This window comes from Bernardetia sp., assembly GCF_020630935.1.
Lineage (GTDB): Bacteria > Bacteroidota > Bacteroidia > Cytophagales > Bernardetiaceae > Bernardetia.
Genome location: NZ_JAHDIG010000008.1, coordinates 35,904 through 55,254 on the forward strand (window position 1 = coordinate 35,904; position 19,351 = coordinate 55,254).

Here is a 19,351-nt window from a genome sequence, read left to right on the forward strand (position 1 = left end):
AAAACAACGACTTAAAATCCCTTATGCTATGAAAATCAATAATTTAAACAAAATTAATTTTGACGAATTGATAGAATGCTTTTTACTTTCTTTTGAAAATTATTTTGTCAAAATGCCTACAGATGCAGAATATTACAAGCGACGATGGCAAACGGCAAAAGTAGATTATCGCCTTTCTTATGGAATGTTTGATAATAATAAATTAGTTGGTTTTATAATTCACGCCATTGACAAACGAGATGGAAAGTTAGTTGCTTATAATACAGGAACAGGTGTAATTCCTTCTCATAGAGGACAAAAAATAGTACATTCTATTTATGAATATGCTATTTCTGATTTAAGAAAAAATGGAGTAGAAAAATGTATTTTGGAAGTCATCACAGAAAATACAAAAGCCATAAAAGCCTACCAAACTGTTGGTTTTGAAATAACAAAATGCTACAAATGCTTTGCAGGAGAAACAAACTTTGAAAATCAAATAATAGATAAAACCAAAACACATATTAAGAAAGTAAATTATTCGGATATAAACTGGTTAGAAATGCCGAATCAAAATAACTATTCTTGGGACAATCATTTCAAAACTATCAAGAACGGAGACTATGACTATTATCAAATTTGGAATGAGAAAAATTTAGAATCTTTTTTTATTATCAACCCTAAAAATGGGTATATCGCACAATTTGATATTTTAATAGATGAAGAAACATATAAAAATCTAGCCTATCAAAGGCTATTTTCTGCCATAAAGAAAATTTCGCCCTTCATCAAGGTCAATAATATTGACACAAAATTTGAAGACAAAATTAACTTTCTTAGTTCAATGGGCATTAAGAATAACATAGACCAATATGAAATGGAAATGAATTTATATTAAAACTTAGAATACTGAACATGAGATAAAAAGTTGTTGGTGTCACTACACTAAAATACCAACGAACGTTACTTTTCCCTGTTCTGTGACTCACAGAACAACAATATCTATTGATGTCCAGTACTCTAATTAAAACTATTTTATATCCTTTTCTAAGAGTTTCATAAATATGAATTATGTAAAAATAATTGGACTTTATTTTGCAACTATTGAATTAGTTGCTACTCCAATAAGTAGTTAGATTAAAAATATGTTCACTCATACCAAATCAATTATGAATACTCAAAAAGCTAATACAAGTCTAATTGGAAAAATACTTCTTTTATCTTTCCTGTTTTTGTTTGTTGGAACGACACAAATTTTTGCACAAAGCGCAAGAGGAAGGCAAATGCGAAATAAAAATGCTACAGCAGAAGGAAAAGCCGAAAAACGTTCTCAACAATGGCAAACAAAATTTGGATTGAACAACTTACAAACTTACCAGTTAGAAGTTGCTATGCTCAAACAAAATAGAGATATGGAGAGACTAAAAGGAGGAGGAAATGGCTTTGAGAAAAAAGAAAAACGTCAAGCCATAAAAACTGAATTTGAGGCAAAAGTAAGAAACATCTTTACTCCGACTCAGTATGCCAATTACCAAAAAATGAAAGCCGAGAAAAAAGAGAAAAATAAGAATAAAGGAAAAATAAAGTATAAAAACAAAGGCAAGAATAAAAATAAGAAAATAGACCATTACGATAACGACAATTTTTAAACTCTCATTCTACTTTAAGTACTGAAGACAATGAAAATGAGTTCATAAGGTGAAAAATTAGCTTCGCTGCTTTGGCAGGTCATAATTCTTAACTTATTTTCATTGCTTCCATAATCTCCTCTAAGGCTCTCTCAGCTGTTTCTAGTGCGCCATGAACAGTGGCAAAATGTCCGTTGTAATGGGTGGCTTCTCCTGCAAAAAATATTTTATCTTCTACAGGACGAGCCAAGTGTTTACGAAGTTTGTGTGAACCTACTGATGGATACGAGTATGCTCCTTCAATATATTCTACTTTTGCCCAATCCAAATATTCAAAATCTAAAATGGTAGCCGAAGCATTGCCATCAAAATGTTTGTCTAGCTCGTCAATGAGTTTTTCTAAAATTTGCCCTTTTGAAAAGCCATTTTCTGTATAATATTTGGCTTTATCTCCCATAATAAATGCTGTCAGTCCAAACGTTGAAGCATTTTTTATGTAGGGAACTGTTTCCCAATATTCACTAGCAGCTTCCATTCCTACCAAATACTCAGTTGCTATGCCATCGTTGTATTTTTTTTGCCAAAAATTTTCAGAAAAATTGAGAAAAAACTTGATGGCGTAACTATCCATTCCTATTTTATCAATAGCTTCTTGTTTTTTAGGTGGTAGTTCTGGCAGGAAGGTAATTTTATTTTGTTTGAGTTGTGTAAGGGGAACAGTTATGAGTGCTGCATCGGCTCTATAATTTTGAAAATCTTTGGTAATGATTTCTACTCCTTCTGCAAACGAACGCACCATCACAACAGGTTTATTGAGTTGCAAAATTGGTTTTGTTTTTTCCTTCCACTCATCCAAAAGACTTTCAAAACCTATACACATTCTATAATTTTGTTCTCCTGCTTCCCATCGGTAGGCTTCAACAGCAAGAGCTTTCATTCCAATATTTTCCAAACTCGTTCCCATTGCACCAGCAAAGGCTTCATACCAACGATAGGCATCTGGCTGACGTGTAGGTGTAATTTCGTGCTGTTCTAAAAAAGATTTGAGAGAAATATCTTCTCCTTCGTAGTTATGGTGTGCATCATAAAATTCTTCGTAGTCTGCAAAATATTGTTTGGCATCTTGTAGTTTTTTGATTTTTCTATGAGAAAAAAGTTCATCTCTCCAAAGAAAAGAAGAGCCTCCTTCTTTATGGAGTTTATCAGCTTTTTTTGCCATTTTATGCCAAAGAGTTCCCTTTCCGTGTACAAATTCTGCTCCCATTTCTAGTTTATAAGGAAAACGGTCTGTTTTTGTCCATACTCTTCCCCCTGTTCTGTCAGAAGCTTCTAATAAAGTTACTTCATATCCTTCTTCCATTAGCAGACTGGCAGCATACAAGCCTGCTGCCCCAGCTCCAACTACAATAATTTGCTTCTTATTTTTGATTTTTAAGGATGAGTTTTCCATAATTAAATGCCTACTTTACAAAGAGAAATAAGTATGTTCATTGTAAAAATAGCTTTAATTTAATTAGCTTCAAAAACTAACAAATGTTATTTACAGCTCGTTAAATCAAAAATAAGTCAAATAAACAGCTGCTGATACTCTATTTTAAAAAATAGTATGTATTTTGGCTTAATTTTTTAGCCTAATTATTTATATCAAAAACCTATCATAAGGATTGTGTAGAAGATAAAGAGTAAATTAAAATAGTCAAATAGATAGGGTTTTAATCTTCTTCCAACATTATAAAACTACAGCATGAAAACATCTCTAAAAAACATATATTCAGATACAACTGATGTATCTGCTCTAGAAAGAGCTAAGGTATCTATCCATACTAAGCTAAAGTCTGCTTTCAGATTTGGCTACTTAGGAGCTTTTGCCCTTCTTACGCTCTCTTCTTGTGGTCAGAGCCAAAAAACAGCCGAAGCAGAAGAACTAGACTCTAGTCAAGTTCCGATAGAAATGGTTGCTCAAAATGTTGCTCTCCAATATCCTAGCCTTACCACATTAGATAATCCAGATGAAGATAGTGAAGAGAAAAACCGTTTCTTGCTTACTCTTTTAGTGCAGGCTCTCACACAACAGCACTATCAACCACTTGCTTTAGACGATGATTTTGCAGGAAAGACATTCGATTTGTTCTTGACAAGAATGGATAATAATAAGCGTTATTTTACTAAAGATGATTTTAAAAAAATAGAAGCTCAAAAAAATCAGATTGATGAGCAAGCTATGCAAGGCGATTATACATTTTTCAATACAGCTTATGAAATTTTTGAAGAAAGGCTAAAGGAATCAGAAGAAATCAGTAAAGAAGTTTTATCACAACCATTTGACTTTTCTAAAAACGAATCTATCGAATTAGATGGAGACAAAACAAATTACGCAGCAGATAAAGCAGAGCAAAAAGATAGATGGCGAAAACTCTTGAAATATCAAGTGATGGTTCGCTTAGATGACTTACTGTTGGCAGAAGAGAAAAAAGCAAAAGAAGAAGAAGGTTATACAGCTAAATCAGTTGAAGAGCTAGAAAAAGATGCTCGTGAGCGTGTACAGAAAAACCAAGATGAGTTTTTTAAGCGTATGTATCGTTTAAAGAAAAAAGATTGGAGAAATCTTTACTTAAATAGCATTACAAGTGCTTATGACCCACACACAGAATATTATCCACCAAAAGACAAAGAAAACTTCGATATTCAGTTTTCTGGTCAGTTTGAAGGCATTGGAGCAACTTTGCAGGAGCGTGAGGGCGAAATTAAAGTAATGGCAATCGTTCCGGGGAGTGCATCTTGGAAGCAAGGCGAGCTCAAAGAAGGCGATATTATTCAAAAGGTAGCGCAGGGAGATGAAGAGCCTGTTTCTATTATAGATATGCCTTTAGATGATGCTGTTCAGCTTATTCGTGGAAAAAAAGGTTCAGAAGTACGCCTAACCGTTAAGAAAGTAGATGGCACAACCAAGATAATTCCGATTATTCGTGATGTCGTTATTTTGGCAGAAACGTATGCAAAATCGGCTGTTTTAGAACCACAGAAAGGAAAGAAAATTGGTTATATCAAACTTCCTTCTTTCTATGCTGATTTTAGAAATCAGAACGGACGCAACTCTTCTAGTGATATGAAAGAAGAATTGGAAAAGCTCAATGATGAAAATGTAGAAGGTCTGATTTTAGATTTGAGAAACAATGGTGGTGGCTCGCTTGCTGACGTTATCAAAATTGTAGGACACTTTATTGAAACAGGGCCTGTGGTGCAGGTCAAGCAAAGAGGAAGCCTCCCACAAGTTTATTCAGATAATGACAAAGAAGTAGTTTTTGATAAGCCTTTGATTGTTTTGGTCAATGAATTTAGTGCATCGGCTTCTGAAATATTTGCTGCTGCTGTTCAAGACTATAATCGTGGTATCGTGGTGGGTAGTCCAACATTTGGTAAAGGTTCAGTTCAGAATTTTATGGATTTAGACCGAGTTTTGGGTAACGACTATGACAATATTAAGCCTTTGGGAGCTTTAAAACTTACCATTCAGAAATACTATCGTATTAATGGAGGTGCAACACAGCTTAAAGGAGTTGTTCCAGATATTACTCTTCCAGATATGTATTCGTATATAGACTTTGGTGAGGAGCAAGAACCTTATGCGCTAAAGTGGGACGAAATTAGAGAAGCTCGTTACAAAGAATGGAATCCGTCTTATAAACTGTCAAAAGTACAAGAAGACACAAAGAAGCGAGTTTCTAAGGATGGTATTTTTTCTTCTATTGATGAGAATGCCAAGCGTCTGAAAAAGCGTAGAGATGAAACACTTTATTCTCTAAACTTAGAAGAATACAGAACTCTACAGCGTCAGTTGGAAGAAGAATCTAAAAAATACGAAAACTTAGCTAAAGCAGACGAAACGCTCAAAATCTTTGCTGTCAAGAAAGATTTAAAAGAAATCGAATCTGATACTGTAAAGCAAGCAAGTTTTGATAAGTTTGAAAAAGAACTCAAAAAAGACATTCACTTGCAAGAGGCAATTCGTATTATGAACCAAGTGCAATAATTTTTAGCAATCTGCACAAAAAAAAGAGTTTGAAACTGGTGTTTCAAACTCTTTTTTTATTTATTTTTCTGATAGAATCTTAACCAATCTTTTCCATATAATCTTCTAGAAAGACTTCGTCTGTGAGTGTATATACCAAGTTTCCTTTATGTGAAACTTGTAATTCCATCACACCAGCATCAGAGAGTGAATCCAAAATTTCTTTTGTTTCGTCAATCGGTGTATTGGTTTGTAAGGCTACTTGTGTAGGCGTAAGCTGTCCTCTGTGTTGGGCTGCCAAATACAAAATATCTAGCTGCTTTTTCTGAAAAAGTTCTTTTTTCTGTTTTTTATGAAGACGAACTGTATTCCATCCAGAAGCTGCTGCAATACTTCCTGCACTCAGAACACCAACGAGCAAATCTATATCTCCTGAGCCAAGAAACTCCCCCAAAACTGCTACACTAACAAAAGAAGAAACACCTCCTGTTATTGCAGAAGCCACTTTAAAAAATTGATTTTTAAAACCCATAACCGTAATTTTTTATAAAAATGAAGCAAATAAAATCTGTTAATTAAGATACGGTTATTTTTTGAGTTAAGATATGAGAAATTTAATTTTTAAGGGATTTTAGTAAACATTTTTTTCTTTCTTCTGATATAATTTCCACCAAGGCGTACTGGGACTGTCGTGGTGTTCGTAATGATAGCCAAAAAAATAACACGAAATAAATGCCCAAATGTGGTTTTTTTTCTGACTTCTTGAATGGTGTTTGTTATTTGGAGCGTGCCTGTGAGGTAAATATGTTCCAAAATAAAAGAGCTGAAAAGTAGAAACTACTGACGGAATCATCCAATAAAAAATAACATTTTCTATCGGAAAAATGAGCTTCAAAACATTGTAGGTAATTGCCATCAACAGGATTTGCCAAACAGTAATGTAGTTTTTAGCAAAATTGAAATACCAAATCCAAAAGTTGCCATGATGAAAGTCTGGGTCTTTGTCTGTGGCTACAAAACGATGATGTTCGTGGTGTTTTTTGAGAAGTCTTGGGTAATAGTTGAAGGCAAAAAGTCCTGTTGCAATCGTTCCGATAGTATGATTTACTTTAGAGTTTTTCGAAACTGTATGGTGCATTGCATCGTGTGCTGTGATGAAAACACCTGTATAAAGATGAGTTTGGATAAGAAAAAACAGATAAGTCAGAGGATTGTACCAGTTTATTTCATAAAATGCAAGTAAAAAGCTAAGACTAAGAAGCCAAAGTGTAATAACTGTAATGCCGATATATGTTCCCTTTTGATTCATTTTTTAATGACTTCTGCAACTGATTAGTTAAGGATTTATAGGATGAAAGGCAGGATTAAATATGGTTTTATTTTTTAAGTATAAATAAAAATTGTCTCAACTATTTACTGCTAACTGCCCTTTACTTCTTCAAACTTCACATATTCGCCTACTTTATCAAAATTATATTTCTTTCCTTTGACTGTTTTTTGTGTGGCTGGCGTTTCGACACGCAATTCTCCTTCTGGACGAATATCGTTTTGAGCTTCGTATTGTTGTTGGGCTTGCTTTTGCATTTTCTTGACGAGCTTCTTCATCAAGAACTGCATTATTTTTCCAGAAAAAAAATACAAAACCAAAAGAATAATAACCGAAATAATAAAGAACTCTAACATTTGAATTAGTGATAAATGGTAAATGATTAATTGTAAATTATGAAGTCCTAAATCCTAGTTCTGTGTCTCATAGAATATAACCCTTGTAAAAATTAACTCTCTAATTTACAGAAAGTTTAATCAATAATTTGCGCAATGTATTTCATAATTTGTTCAGTTGCTCCTGTGTGTTGAATAACGTATTCCCTCGTAATTTCGTTAATCTGTTCTCTGAAATACTCGTCTGTAAAAAGGTTTTTTAGTAATTTTTCTGCTTCTTTTGCATCTGAAACCGTAAAAGCTCCTTTTTTTTCTAATAAATCGTTGGCTTCTTTAAACTTTTGATAGTTTTTATTTCCAAAAAGAATCGGCATTCCAAACGTAGCAGCTTCTAAAATATTATGTAGCCCTTTTCCATATGCTCCTCCTACAAACGCTACTTCAGCATAGCTATAAATAGAAGATAAAAGTCCAATATTATCAATAATCAAAACATCAGCATTACGTAATTCTTGAACCTTTACTTTGTTGCTCAAATTTATTTCAGAATACCGAATTGTAGATAAGAAATTAAAAGCGTTTTCTACTTTTTGAATGTCAGATGCTGCAATAGTATGAGGAGCAATTACTAATTTGAAGTTTACAATATCTTCTCTAGCTTTATATTTAAAATGATTTTGATCTTTGCTTTTATTTTCCTTTATCGCTTTACACGCAGGCGCAATTACTTCAATATCTTCTTGCCACGAACTCCCCACTACCAAAAGATGATGCTGACCTGCAAACTTTTCTATGATAGGAAGTTCTTTACGTTGTGAAACAATGTGTGCTACCCTATCAAAGCGAGTATCTCCAGAAACCTCTACATTCTGAAAACCAATCTTATTTAAAAGCTCTTTAGAAGAATTATTTTGCACAAAAAAATGAGTAAAGCCTTCTAACATTTTCATTGAAAAGTTATTTTTCTGCTTAAAAAAATGTTGGTCAGCTCTAAAAATTGTCGAAACTGAAAAAAGTGGAATGTTTTGTTTGTGAGTTTCTTTTATGATATGATACCAAAATTCATATTTTACAAAAAAAGCAATTTTGGGCTTCGTAGTTTCTATAAAAAACTGGGCATTGCTGGGTGTGTCTATTGGAAGGTAGGTAATTATGTCTGCTTTTTCATAATTTTTGCGAACTTCATAACCACTTGGAGAAAAAAATGTCAAGAGAATTTTATAATGAGGATAGTCTGCTTTAAAGGCTTCTATGAGGGGTCTGCCCTGCTCAAACTCTCCCAACGAAGCACAGTGAAACCACGCCACAGGTTGTTTTATTTTTTCAAACTTGGCTTTTAGTTCTGCTCTCCAGTTTCGTCTTCCTTCCCTAAATAGATTTGCTTTTTCATTGAAGGGAGCAGCTAATTTTATTCCTTGCCAATATCCCCATAGAGAAGCGTCATACAATAGGCTTTTCATTTTATACTTTCAAAAAATTCTCAATTTCAGTTATCAGTTCTGGAATTGCCTCCAAATTTAGGGTGTGTCCTTTTTTAGATAATAATTTCAGTTCTGCATTCGGTAAAGCATCTACAATATTCTGTCCCATTTTTGGAGTTGTCAAAATGTCTTGTTTTCCATGAATAACTTTTACTGGAATAGTTACAGGTTTTAGTTTTTCTCTATAATCTGTACTATTTTCTGTCGCATCCATCAGTTTCATCAGAGACTCAGAGCTAATTTTGTTTTGCAAACGTGCATTCTGAATTTCTTGAATAGGAATAAGTGGACTAAAGAAATACTCTTGCCCCAAAACGGCAGGAAGCATCACATCAAGCATCAGTTCATATCCTCCTACCAAAAGCGCACGTCTCCAACTTGTTCCTATAAAATCAAAATAGGGAGTACGATTGGCAAAGGTAGAAATCAAAACAGCTTTTTCAATGTTTTGAGGATAGTTTACCAAAAGTCGCATCGCTACAGCTCCACCGTATGAAATACCGACAGGAACAACTCGTTTAGCATTTATTTTTTCTAAAACTTGATTGACATCAGCAGCGTGCTGCTCAAAACTTCTGTATTCGCCTTTTTGGTCAGATTGTCCTTGAAAAATTTGGTCTATCAGAACTATATTAAACTGATTTTTCAATACTTGTACTATCGGAAACCAAGAAAGAGTAGATTGTGAAAGTCCGTTGAGAAAAACCAATGTGTATTTAGAATCATCTATAAAATGATGTTCGTAATAGATAGAAAGACCGTCTGGCAATTTTAATTTCATTTGTTTTTGTTTTAGTATATTTTCTGTTCTGTGAGCCACAGAACAGGGATAAATATTTATCGTTGGTAAAAACATCAACAACGAATTTATTTCATTCGTAATTTGTAATTGTCCAATTCGTAATTAATTACCCATTTTCCCAAAAAAATTATTTCCTACTGCATTTTTATCATTAGAAAGATAAAACTCTCTAAAACAAAAAATTACCTCTAGATGTGAGAGAAAACCATCTTTGTTAGCATCCATTTTTGAGAATGCTTCTTCAGCATAATTTTCACTTTGCTTACAGAGCCTATAGAAATGTGTAAACTCTTTTTTGTCCCAACACTTATCTTTATCCAAATCTATCAGATGAAACAAACTTTCGATAAAAGGGTACACATAACGCTGATAAGAAGCCGAATCGGCTATCAAAACTTCATGAACCTCTACAAACTCTTCTAAGCTAATTTTTCCATCTCCATTTTCATCGGCTGCATCAATGAGTTGTCTCCAAAAACGATGAAACATTTGTTGCAAACGCTTTTGATGTGCCTGTTCGGCTTCATCTTCTGAAATAGCCAAGTTATCTACAATTTGGTCTAATTCTTTGGGTTCGATAAATCCATTTCCATCTCTATCAAAAAAATGAAAAAGATGAGTAAGTTTCTTTTTTTGGAAGGTAGTTAGCATAGACATTTTGATTGAAAATGGATGATTAACAATAGACAATGAAAATTACAGATATTTTTCTAAGCGAGCAAAAATGTATAAAGTATAGTCCCAACAAATTTCAAATTATTCATTTTACTTTTTTTACCCACGCCACAAACTTCTGCATTTCTTCGGTTGCCATAAGCTTTTCTTTGGTATTGTATTTTTCGCCTAGTGTTTTCTCATCCCAAAACTTATGAATCGTAGAATGACATTTTCTACATACCATAATTCCTCGTGTTTTCATTTCTTCTTTTCCAAACTTTCTTAAAAAAGGCTTTTTTCGGTGCATTTTTCTAGGAATAAGATGATGAAAACTAAGTCGTTTTTCTCGTTCGCAAAGCTCACATTTTTCTTCTTCTTCGTGTTCCAAATTCGGATACTTTGAATAGTCTATTTCGTAATCGTTCATTTTTCATAAAATTTTGATGATTATTTTCAACACTCTACAGAGTGTTCTACATTTTTAGAAACGCTTATTTTTTGTTTGAGGTTCTTTTTCGCTTATTTTTGTTATTGGTTCAAAGTAAATTATACACAAACTCTTCTCTATGGCAACTGTTTCCACTTCTCATAACTCTACAAATCATTTAAAAAACAAAAAAATTCTTTTAGGTGTTTGTGGCAGCATTTCAGCTTACAAATCGGCTCTTTTGGTGCGTCTGTTAGTAAAACAAGGCTGTGAAGTTCAAGTAATCATGACAAAATCGGCAACTGATTTTATTACTCCTCTCACACTTGCCACACTTTCCAAAAAACCTGTTTTGACTGAATTTATAAAAAATAAAGAAGGTGTTTGGAACAACCACGTCGATTTAGGACTTTGGGCAGATGTATTTGTTGTTGCACCAGCTTCTGAAAACACAATTGCAAAACTTGCCAACGGACTTTGTGATAATTTGCTTTCTGCGACATATTTATCAGCTCGCTGTCCTGTTTTTGTTGCTCCTGCAATGGATTTGGATATGTATCAGCATCCCTCAACGCTTCGAAATTTGGAATTTCTAAAAAGCTATGGCAACATCTTGATTGAAGCTACTCATGGAGAGCTTGCTAGTGGACTCGTTGGACAGGGAAGATTAGAAGAACCCGAAAATATCGTTAGTTTTTTGAATGACTTCTTTGAAAATTATAAGCAAGAAAAAGCTGTTACAAAAGAGATAGAACCTCCTTATTTGCCCCTCAAAGGTAAAAAAATCACACTTACAGCAGGAGCAACTCGTGAAGCCATTGACCCTGTGCGTTACCTTACCAATCATTCTTCTGGAAAAATGGGCTACGCCATTGCAACAGAAGCACAAAAATTAGGAGCAGAAGTTATGCTTATTTCTAGCTCTAATTTAGAAGTGCCAGAAGGCGTAGAAATTACAAAAGTCGGTTCGGCAGATGAAATGCTTTTGGGCGTAGAAAATGTTTTTCAAGAAACAGATATTTTCATTTTTGCTGCTGCTGTGGCAGATTATCGTCCGTTGGAAGTAGCGACACAGAAAATCAAGAAAAAAGAAGGCGTAGATAACATGGTTATTGAACTGACCAAAAATCCAGATATTGCTGCAACGATTGGAGGAAAAAAACAGAGTAGTCAGTTTTTGGTAGGCTTTGCATTGGAAACTAATAATGAATTAGAAAATGCAGAGTCAAAGCTCAAAAAGAAGAATTTGGATATGATTGTTCTTAATTCTTTGCAAGAAAAAGGTGCAGGCTTCGGACACGATACTAACAAAATCAGCATTATTGATGCAAAAGGTAAAAAAGATTTTGAACTCAAATCAAAAACTGAAGTAGCAAAAGATATTTTGGAAACTATTATTGAAAAGTTAGACCTTAAGAAAAATCCAGTTTTGGAGGAAGAAAAGAAAGAAGAAGTCAAGAAACCAGTTCATAAGAAGTTTGAAATCAATAAGGAAGAGGAGTTTTAGAAAGATGGAAAGATTTACGAATGATAGAAATCAGTTCGTTGAAGCCATAGAAAACGAGCTGATGGAATATGAAAAACAAAAAGATTTTGAGCATTTGTTTACTTATGTAGAAGTTCCTTTTTTCCTACGTTATGCTTTTTCTTATGCTTTATGGTTTGATAAAAATAACTCAAAGTATTTTTTGAAGAGAAAAGAATGGAATGCAAAATATGACCATTCAAGATTTGATAAAGGAATATACAATTTAGATAGGCTAGCAATCATTGAAAATGAAGTATCTTTAAATGACACAGACAGAGCGTATTTTGACAAAGTAGAATGGACATTATTAAACACCATAGACTTTGAAGGAATCGTATTAGACGGTCTGACGTGTAAACTTCGAATAGGAAAAGAGAATAAAACTTTGGTATGGAATCCTGATAGTAAGATGAATAATAAACTAAAAGAATTAGTGTATCTTATACGAAATTGGAAGAGAAAATTTGATGATTTTAAATAAAAATATAAAATGACTAAACAACAACTAATCGACCAAATTTGTGAACATCATTATGCTTTTATTGACTATGTCAGTACGCTAAGTGATGAAGATTTTGAAAAATCCATTCAAGACAAATGGACAGCAGGGCAGCAAGTAGAACACATGATAAAATCTGTCAAGCCTATCACGCAAGCATTTCTACTTCCTAATCTTCTGCTTAAAGTCGTAATTGGTAAATCTAATCGTGAAGGACGTTCTTATGATGAAATAGTAGCAAAATACCATCAAAAGCTAGAAGAAGGAGGAAAAGCGCCCAATCGTTTTGTTCCCAATAAAATAAGCGCAAATCAAAAAGGCTCTCTCTTAAAATCCTTGAAGAAAGTAACTTTTACATTAAGCACTCAAGTAGAAAATTTCTCAGAGGAGGAATTAGATACGTTGCTACTGCCTCATCCTTTGCTTGGCAAACTTACGCTACGTGAGATGATGTATTTTACCGTTTATCACGTACAACATCACCATCAAAAAACCATAGAAAATCTCAGATGAAAGACATAGAGATTTGAAATAGCTTTCAATTAAAATCATAACTTTGCAGTTCATTATTCTTAACAATCATTTGGCTTAGATAGATAATTTCTCTGTTTTTATGGTCTTCAACTCGTGGGAGTTTGCACTCTTTTTTCCCTTTGTCATTTTTTTATTCTTTGCTTTTCCTTTTCGTTATAGATGGATAATCTTGCTAGTAGCGAGTTATGTATTTTACATGGCGTGGAGAGTAGAATATATTTTACTACTTATTTTTTCTACTTGTATTGACTATTGGGCAAGCAACCAAATGAGTAAAAAAAGTACTAAAAATGAACGAAAGCCATATCTCTATGTCAGTATTTTATCTAACCTAGGGCTTTTGTTTAGTTTCAAATACCTTGATTTTTTTGCTTCTAGCTTTAATTATGTTTTTCCTTCTACTTTACAGATTCCATTGATGCATCTTGTGTTGCCTATGGGAATTTCATTTTATACTTTTCAAACGCTTAGTTATTCTATTGATGTATATAATGGAGAAATAAAAGCTGAAAAACACCTTGGTATTTTTGCTGTCTTTGTCTCTTTTTTTCCACAACTCGTAGCAGGTCCGATTGAAAGAGCTTCCAATTTACTTCCCCAATTTAGAGAAAAGCATTTTTTTGATGAAAAACGAATTAAGTTGGGTTTACAACTTATGGCGTGGGGGTTTTTCAAAAAATTGGTTATTGCTGATAGAGTAGCTATTGTAGTTAATCAAGTTTATAACAGTCCTTCTGACTTTTCAGGTCTTAGTATTTGGATAGCTTCTATTTTATTTGCTTTTCAAATTTATTGCGATTTTTCTGGATACTCTGATATTGCTATTGGTGCTGCACAAGTAATGGGCTATAATTTAATGAAAAACTTTGACCGTCCTTATTTTTCAAAATCCATTTCAGAGTTTTGGAAGAGATGGCATATTTCACTCTCTAGCTGGTTTAAAGATTATGTTTATATACCATTAGGAGGTAATCGTACAGTAAAATGGCGTTGGTACTACAATTTGTTTATTACCTTTCTTATTAGTGGGGTATGGCACGGAGCAAACTGGACTTTTGTCATTTGGGGAGCTTTGCATGGCTTTTATCTCATTGCAGCCCTACAGATTCAACCTATTAGTAATTGGATTTATTCTAAGTTTTCTATCTCCAAAGAAAGTCTTTTTTATAAATTTTTCCATATCAGCATTACATTTTTTTTAGTCTTGGTGGCTTGGGTATTTTTTAGAGCTAATAATGTTTCTGATGCTTTTCTGATTTTGGAAAAAAGTGTGGAAGGTAATTTTTTAGCTCAAATCAAAGACCTTTTCTTGCCTTTCAAAGAAACTTTTATCAGATTTTCTACGGCTTATCTGAAAAGCGACCTTACCTTACAAAACCAAAATTTAGGAATCAAATTTTATGAGTTTTTGATAACTCTTTTTGGGCTTTTTATTATGGAAACAGTGCACTTTCTACAGAGAAACCATTCTCTAAGAGAAGAAATTTCAAAACTACATTGGATTCTACGATGGGGACTATATTATGCTTTTATAGCTTCTATTATCTTCTTGGGCAGTTTTGGAGAGGCTTCTACATTTATCTACTTTCAATTCTAAGTGTATGTTATGAAAACAGTAATTAAAATATCACTTCTCGTTTTACCTTTTATTTTGTTTTACACGATTGGGTTATTTTTTTTAGACTCACACCTTAGAAAAGATAATTATTTGTATGGTAGTTTAAATAAGCGAGAAAGATTAGAAAATGTATCTTCTCCAAAAATGGTTTTTGTAGGTGGTTCTAGCATGGCATTTGGCTTAGATAGCAAGAAAATAGAAGAACAACTTGATTATTCTGTTGTCAATATGGGTTTACACGCAGATGTCGGTCTAAAATATATGCTATTAGAGATTGAAGATGAGATGAAAGAGGGAGATGTTATTGTACTTGGAGCAGAGTATGAACAATTTTTAAATTACTTTTATGGTGGACAGCCTTTAGTTGCTTTATCTTTTGACATTAATAAAGATTATTATAAGTTTTTCGACTTCTCAAGCTATTCAGAACTTTCAAGTTCAATTCATAAATACACTCTAAAAAAAGTGGCTCATAGCGTATTGAAGAGTTCAAATAGTGGGCAAGTCTCTGAAATATATTCGTTAAATTCATTTAACCCTTACGGAGATGTGGTATCTCATTGGAATAAAAGCCCTAAAGAATATATATACAATTTTAAAATGCAGCCCAATATCAGCAATGATGCTTTTTTATTTTTGAAAAAATTCAAAAATAGAATGAATAAAAAAAATATAACTCTCATAATTATACCTCCCATCATTCAAGATTCACAGTTTAGGTTAAATGAGAAAATTATTAAAAAAATAAACAATAAACTGGAGGAAGAAAGTTTAGATTATTCTAGCCCTTATTCGAAATATGTATTTGCTGACTCATTATTTTTTGATTCCCCTTATCATTTGAACAGAAAGGGAATTGATATACGTATGAAACATCTTATTTTTGATATAAAAAAGCATCTAAATACTGCAAACTAATTTCAAATTATAAAGCTAAATCATTGAATTTCTATTGCAATTTCAAAGGGTTATACTGTTCGTGTCAGTGGAAGCAAAAAACAAGAGGGAGTAATTCCAGATATTGTTATTGAAGATTATTTATTAGATGAAGAAGATGAGATTTTGGACGAACTCTTAGAAAGAATTAAAAATAAGTAAGACAAAAAATGTAATCTGAGCTTGCATATAAAAAGGTCAGTTTACCAACATAAAAGTTAAACTGCATCAAAAGTATGTCGGTACTGCCCTATTGGGCTGACCTAATTGGAAAATAAGGTCAGTCTCGTAGAGCCTTTAGGTTTGTATTTATTATAGCAAGTTGTAAAGTACATACTTTTTTCTTTTTTTGTAATAAAGAAAAAACGTGGTAGAAAAGTAGGCGAATTATCGCTAGAGGTAGACAGAAAGGTCTATGGTCTGAACAAATCCTGCTTTTCATTTACCTGTAAGGTTCAACTAACATTTTGAGTTTATAGGCTCGTTAGCAAGGTTTTAAATAACACAGATTTTTCCACGTCTTTTACTGATTTATCTTCCATAAAACTACTATCGATTATGCTCAATTACAAATACTTTGTTGGCGTAGATGTAAGTAAATCTACTTTGGACATCGCACTTTATCAAGGTCAGCACTACCTAAGTCATCATCAAATAAAAAACGAGGTCTCCTCTATAGAAACTTATTTTGCTAACCTATCTTCTACTTACTCTGACTTTACTCCTTCTCAAGTCTTACTATGTTTAGAGAATACGGGCAGGTACATGAACTTTCTACTTTCTTCACTAAGTAGTCAGTCCTATTGCATTTGGATAGAAAATGCTTATTCTATTAAACATTCATTAGGTCTACGAAGAGGTAAAAACGATAAAGTAGATGCGATGAGAATAGGAGAGTATGCTTCTCGCTTTTCTGATAAAGCACTTTTATATAAGGCTAGTAGCCTCTCTGTTCGAAAACTAAAGGCAATGCAATCTGTAAGAAGTCAGCTTGTAGAAAGTAGAAAAAGACTACTTACTGACCTCAAAGAAGCACAGAAATATGACCAAAAAGAACTTTATCACATCAAAAAGAAAGCTACTTATCGGACACTCAAAGCATTAGATAAAGATATTGAAAGTGTTGAAAAACAACTAGAACAAGTTATAAAGGAAGATACCCAACTTACTCGTATCATGAAGATACTCTGTTCTATACCAGGTATTAAAAAAGTAACTTCTATTGCTCTAATTATTGTTACAGAAGCATTTACTAAGTTTGAGTCTGCTAAACAATTAGCCTGTTATTGTGGAGTAGTACCCTTTGAAAATCGTTCAGGAACTAGTCTTAGAAAAAAAAGTAGTGTCTCCAAAAAATCTGACAGAAAGATGAAAGCACTATTAACCCTTTGTGCCAGATCCATTACACGAACAAAGGGAGAACTAAACGACTACTATCAAAGAAAACTAAAAGAGGGAAAAGAAAAAATGGTCATTTTAAATGCTATTCAAAACAAACTTATTCTTAGAGCCTTTGCTTTAGTAAGAGATAATAGAATGTATGAAAATAAATATCAAAATAAAGTTGCATAATCCCTAACATTCAGACCGACAAAAAAAGGGCAAAATAGTTTTTATATTGGTATAACTACGCTTTAGGCAAAAATACTTCTGCCATCATACACCTTGCACTTCCCCCTCCGAGGGCTTCGATAGTATCTAAAGAACTGCTCAAAATTTCGCAATATTTCTCAATTCTTTCTACTTGACTTTCATTTAACGACTGATGAGCAGCTGCTGACATCACAAGATAAGATTTGCCATCTGTTCCATTTACCTGCAACATATTTCCTGCAAAATGATGCTTTTGCTCTTCGCTAATTTCGATGATTTTTTTGCCTGTTTTTTCTAAACTTTCAATGACATTTTTTCTTTCTTCCAAATCATCAATAGAATCAGCACATAAAATGGCAAACTCATCTGCAACACACATCATTACATTGGTGTGATAAATAGGCAACCTTTTACCATCTACGGTTTGATTCGCTGTAAATTTAATGGCAGTATAGCCAAATTTTTCACAGAAATCTTCTAAAACTTTTTCATCTGTTCGCACTGAAATAGCTGCATAAACGAGCTTGTTTGGTCTGTCCAAAATCATACTACCTGTGCCTTCCAAAAAAAGTCCTTCAGCTTCATAGTCTGAAAAATCTATCACATTTTTTATTTTCAAACCTTCTTGGCTTTGTAATTTTTCTAAAATATCTGGTCGTCTTTCCAGTCTTCTATTTTCTGCAAACATAGGATATAAACCAACTTTTCCATCTGAATGAAAAGAAACCCAGTTGTTTGGAAAGATAGAGTCTGGCGTGCTTGGAGTGAGTGTGTCTTCTATTACAATGACATTGATTTTTTTAGTTCTTAGTTTTTCTACAAATTGGTCAAACTCTGTAATGGCTTTTGATTGTATTTCGGATTCGCTTAGTCCAGCTATAGCTTTTTGGTAATAATTATTTACGGCTGTTTGTTCATTAAACATAAATTTGACAGGACGAATCATCATTAGTGTAGAAGTGCTTTGTTGGTTTGTCATTCCATTTATTTTATGAGGTTATAATTTTATTTTGCTCTTTCTAGTGGCAAGGTCGAACACCTTAATAATCCTTCCATTTTTGAAATTTCAGAATAGGGAACTTTCTCTACTGTAAATCCTCTTTTTTCTAAAACGGTAGCTAAACGAGTAAAATTTTTCTCCAAAACTACTACTTTCGGACTAATAGAAAAAACATTGGAGTTCATCTCATACATTTCATCTCTGTTGATATGAATTAGATTTTCTTCTCCAAAATACTCTTTCAGATAATTATAGTCTTCCTCAAATTTAAAACCACCCTTATAAATAATAGCTTCATTCTTTCCAATAGGCTGAAAGCAACAATCTAAGTGCAACGCATTGTCTTTGGCTACTTCGTCTGATTTATTGAGTTGGAATCCTTTCACTTTTTTGTTGGGAAATTCTTTGGTAAGAAAGTCTAAACCTGCTCGGTTAGTTCTTGCCACCACATATTTATCAAAATCTTCTTTTTCTGAATAGCCTACAAAAATATGGTCTTTCCACGGCATTACATCGCCTCCCTCAATTCTCACACCTTCAGGTACTACAACAAGTTGTTGGGAGTCAATTTCATCTAAAATATATTGAATTCCCTTTATTTCTTCTTTTCTATCCTTGAGGATGGTAGGTTGTATAAACTTATCCTCAATCACGAAACCAATGTCTCTAGCAAAAATTTGATTGTAGTCTTCAATAATTTCGGGACGATATACTTTTACGCCATACTTTTCCAAAACATTTGAAAATGCTTTTATTTCTGCTACCATATCAGCTTCCTTTGGGTACGTACCAGCAATAATATGTTCTTTTGATTTTGGGTCATACGCCTCTTCAAAGTGTGGTGTTCTGCCTATGCGCCTAGCAGCTCCTAAGATAACTGCTTTCAAAGGGGAAGTTTCATCATTTACAAATATATCTATCATATAAAATTTTCAAGTTTTTATCGAAAAGGGTTGATTATTTTTATTTTTAGAGCTTTATTTTTGCAAATATTGTAA

General features: G+C 33.2%; 19 protein-coding genes. 9 read left to right on the forward strand and 10 right to left on the reverse strand.

The window, feature by feature from the left end:
* Positions 1-28: 28 nt before the first annotated feature.
* Both QZ659_RS03900 and QZ659_RS03905 read left to right on the forward strand, forming a co-directional pair.
* The gene (locus QZ659_RS03900; RefSeq protein ID WP_291722153.1) at positions 29-877 is read left to right on the forward strand and encodes a GNAT family N-acetyltransferase; all 849 of its coding nucleotides are present in this window, start codon (positions 29-31) and stop codon (positions 875-877) included.
* A gap of 271 nt (positions 878-1,148) precedes the next feature.
* Positions 1,149-1,628 carry a hypothetical protein gene (locus tag QZ659_RS03905; RefSeq protein WP_291722156.1) on the forward strand — a complete coding sequence of 160 codons (480 nt, stop codon included), beginning with the start codon at positions 1,149-1,151 and terminating at the stop codon, positions 1,626-1,628.
* An 88-nt stretch (positions 1,629-1,716) separates the two neighbouring features.
* Here the strand turns inward: QZ659_RS03905 and QZ659_RS03910 are convergent, their stop codons facing one another.
* Positions 1,717-3,057 carry a flavin monoamine oxidase family protein gene (locus QZ659_RS03910; protein ID WP_291722159.1) on the reverse strand — a complete coding sequence of 447 codons (1,341 nt, stop codon included), beginning with the start codon at positions 3,055-3,057 and terminating at the stop codon, positions 1,717-1,719.
* Positions 3,058-3,351: 294 nt separating this feature from the next.
* Here QZ659_RS03910 and QZ659_RS03915 point away from each other — a divergent pair, with 294 nt between their 5' ends.
* The gene (locus QZ659_RS03915) at positions 3,352-5,637 is read left to right on the forward strand and encodes a carboxy terminal-processing peptidase (RefSeq protein ID WP_291722162.1); all 2,286 of its coding nucleotides are present in this window, start codon (positions 3,352-3,354) and stop codon (positions 5,635-5,637) included.
* Positions 5,638-5,716: 79 nt separating this feature from the next.
* On the opposite strand, the gene QZ659_RS03920 is transcribed toward QZ659_RS03915, so the two are convergent.
* The 7 genes from QZ659_RS03920 to QZ659_RS03950 all read right to left on the reverse strand — a co-directional run bounded on the left by QZ659_RS03920 (position 5,717) and on the right by QZ659_RS03950 (position 10,645).
* On the reverse strand, positions 5,717-6,148 hold the full coding sequence (locus QZ659_RS03920) for a hypothetical protein (RefSeq protein WP_291722165.1): 432 nt from the start codon (positions 6,146-6,148) through the stop codon (positions 5,717-5,719).
* 99 nt (positions 6,149-6,247) lie between these two features.
* On the reverse strand, positions 6,248-6,925 hold the full coding sequence (locus QZ659_RS03925) for a fatty acid desaturase (RefSeq protein WP_291722167.1): 678 nt from the start codon (positions 6,923-6,925) through the stop codon (positions 6,248-6,250).
* A 110-nt stretch (positions 6,926-7,035) separates the two neighbouring features.
* Positions 7,036-7,299 carry a DUF4834 family protein gene (locus QZ659_RS03930; RefSeq protein WP_291722170.1) on the reverse strand — a complete coding sequence of 88 codons (264 nt, stop codon included), beginning with the start codon at positions 7,297-7,299 and terminating at the stop codon, positions 7,036-7,038.
* A gap of 116 nt (positions 7,300-7,415) precedes the next feature.
* Positions 7,416-8,738, reverse strand: coding sequence for a 3-deoxy-D-manno-octulosonic acid transferase (locus tag QZ659_RS03935; protein ID WP_291722173.1), 1,323 nt, complete (start codon positions 8,736-8,738; stop codon positions 7,416-7,418).
* A gap of 1 nt (position 8,739) precedes the next feature.
* On the reverse strand, positions 8,740-9,540 hold the full coding sequence (locus QZ659_RS03940) for an alpha/beta fold hydrolase (RefSeq protein ID WP_291722175.1): 801 nt from the start codon (positions 9,538-9,540) through the stop codon (positions 8,740-8,742).
* 123 nt (positions 9,541-9,663) lie between these two features.
* Positions 9,664-10,212: an EF-hand domain-containing protein gene (locus QZ659_RS03945; protein ID WP_291722177.1), complete on the reverse strand. Its 549-nt coding sequence runs from the start codon at positions 10,210-10,212 to the stop codon at positions 9,664-9,666.
* A 109-nt stretch (positions 10,213-10,321) separates the two neighbouring features.
* Complete coding sequence (locus tag QZ659_RS03950) at positions 10,322-10,645, reverse strand: hypothetical protein (RefSeq protein ID WP_291722180.1); 324 nt, start codon at positions 10,643-10,645, stop codon at positions 10,322-10,324.
* A gap of 139 nt (positions 10,646-10,784) precedes the next feature.
* Between QZ659_RS03950 and coaBC the strand changes: the two genes are divergently transcribed.
* The 6 genes from coaBC to QZ659_RS03980 all read left to right on the forward strand — a co-directional run bounded on the left by coaBC (position 10,785) and on the right by QZ659_RS03980 (position 17,332).
* On the forward strand, positions 10,785-12,152 hold the full coding sequence (gene coaBC / locus QZ659_RS03955; RefSeq protein WP_291722183.1) for a bifunctional phosphopantothenoylcysteine decarboxylase/phosphopantothenate--cysteine ligase CoaBC: 1,368 nt from the start codon (positions 10,785-10,787) through the stop codon (positions 12,150-12,152).
* A 4-nt stretch (positions 12,153-12,156) separates the two neighbouring features.
* On the forward strand, positions 12,157-12,654 hold the full coding sequence (locus tag QZ659_RS03960; protein WP_291722185.1) for a hypothetical protein: 498 nt from the start codon (positions 12,157-12,159) through the stop codon (positions 12,652-12,654).
* 9 nt (positions 12,655-12,663) lie between these two features.
* On the forward strand, positions 12,664-13,185 hold the full coding sequence (locus QZ659_RS03965; RefSeq protein ID WP_291722188.1) for a DinB family protein: 522 nt from the start codon (positions 12,664-12,666) through the stop codon (positions 13,183-13,185).
* A gap of 100 nt (positions 13,186-13,285) precedes the next feature.
* Complete coding sequence (locus QZ659_RS03970) at positions 13,286-14,803, forward strand: MBOAT family O-acyltransferase (protein WP_291722191.1); 1,518 nt, start codon at positions 13,286-13,288, stop codon at positions 14,801-14,803.
* A 9-nt stretch (positions 14,804-14,812) separates the two neighbouring features.
* Positions 14,813-15,742: a hypothetical protein gene (locus QZ659_RS03975; RefSeq protein ID WP_291722194.1), complete on the forward strand. Its 930-nt coding sequence runs from the start codon at positions 14,813-14,815 to the stop codon at positions 15,740-15,742.
* 576 nt (positions 15,743-16,318) lie between these two features.
* Positions 16,319-17,332, forward strand: coding sequence for an IS110 family transposase (locus QZ659_RS03980; protein ID WP_291722197.1), 1,014 nt, complete (start codon positions 16,319-16,321; stop codon positions 17,330-17,332).
* A 55-nt stretch (positions 17,333-17,387) separates the two neighbouring features.
* Here the strand turns inward: QZ659_RS03980 and ctlX are convergent, their stop codons facing one another.
* Positions 17,388-18,332 (reverse strand): citrulline utilization hydrolase CtlX, encoded by a 945-nt coding sequence (ctlX, locus tag QZ659_RS03985; protein ID WP_291722200.1) that lies wholly within the window; start codon positions 18,330-18,332, stop codon positions 17,388-17,390.
* Between the two features lie 26 nt (positions 18,333-18,358).
* Positions 18,359-19,276 carry a dimethylarginine dimethylaminohydrolase family protein gene (locus QZ659_RS03990; protein ID WP_291722203.1) on the reverse strand — a complete coding sequence of 306 codons (918 nt, stop codon included), beginning with the start codon at positions 19,274-19,276 and terminating at the stop codon, positions 18,359-18,361.
* Between the last annotated feature and the right edge of the window lie 75 nt (positions 19,277-19,351).

Coding starts and splice junctions, on each gene's coding strand:
- QZ659_RS03960 (WP_291722185.1), top strand. CDS start 12,157: ATGGAAAGATTTACGAATGATAGAAATCAGTTCGTTGAAGCCATAGAA.
- QZ659_RS03950 (WP_291722180.1), bottom strand. CDS start 10,645: ATGAACGATTACGAAATAGACTATTCAAAGTATCCGAATTTGGAACAC.
- QZ659_RS03970 (WP_291722191.1), top strand. CDS start 13,286: ATGGTCTTCAACTCGTGGGAGTTTGCACTCTTTTTTCCCTTTGTCATT.
- QZ659_RS03965 (WP_291722188.1), top strand. CDS start 12,664: ATGACTAAACAACAACTAATCGACCAAATTTGTGAACATCATTATGCT.
- ctlX (WP_291722200.1), bottom strand. CDS start 18,332: ATGACAAACCAACAAAGCACTTCTACACTAATGATGATTCGTCCTGTC.
- coaBC (WP_291722183.1), top strand. CDS start 10,785: ATGGCAACTGTTTCCACTTCTCATAACTCTACAAATCATTTAAAAAAC.
- QZ659_RS03900 (WP_291722153.1), top strand. CDS start 29: ATGAAAATCAATAATTTAAACAAAATTAATTTTGACGAATTGATAGAA.
- QZ659_RS03915 (WP_291722162.1), top strand. CDS start 3,352: ATGAAAACATCTCTAAAAAACATATATTCAGATACAACTGATGTATCT.
- QZ659_RS03930 (WP_291722170.1), bottom strand. CDS start 7,299: ATGTTAGAGTTCTTTATTATTTCGGTTATTATTCTTTTGGTTTTGTAT.
- QZ659_RS03935 (WP_291722173.1), bottom strand. CDS start 8,738: ATGAAAAGCCTATTGTATGACGCTTCTCTATGGGGATATTGGCAAGGA.
- QZ659_RS03975 (WP_291722194.1), top strand. CDS start 14,813: ATGAAAACAGTAATTAAAATATCACTTCTCGTTTTACCTTTTATTTTG.
- QZ659_RS03920 (WP_291722165.1), bottom strand. CDS start 6,148: ATGGGTTTTAAAAATCAATTTTTTAAAGTGGCTTCTGCAATAACAGGA.
- QZ659_RS03910 (WP_291722159.1), bottom strand. CDS start 3,057: ATGGAAAACTCATCCTTAAAAATCAAAAATAAGAAGCAAATTATTGTA.
- QZ659_RS03925 (WP_291722167.1), bottom strand. CDS start 6,925: ATGAATCAAAAGGGAACATATATCGGCATTACAGTTATTACACTTTGG.
- QZ659_RS03990 (WP_291722203.1), bottom strand. CDS start 19,276: ATGATAGATATATTTGTAAATGATGAAACTTCCCCTTTGAAAGCAGTT.
- QZ659_RS03905 (WP_291722156.1), top strand. CDS start 1,149: ATGAATACTCAAAAAGCTAATACAAGTCTAATTGGAAAAATACTTCTT.
- QZ659_RS03980 (WP_291722197.1), top strand. CDS start 16,319: ATGCTCAATTACAAATACTTTGTTGGCGTAGATGTAAGTAAATCTACT.
- QZ659_RS03945 (WP_291722177.1), bottom strand. CDS start 10,212: ATGCTAACTACCTTCCAAAAAAAGAAACTTACTCATCTTTTTCATTTT.
- QZ659_RS03940 (WP_291722175.1), bottom strand. CDS start 9,540: ATGAAATTAAAATTGCCAGACGGTCTTTCTATCTATTACGAACATCAT.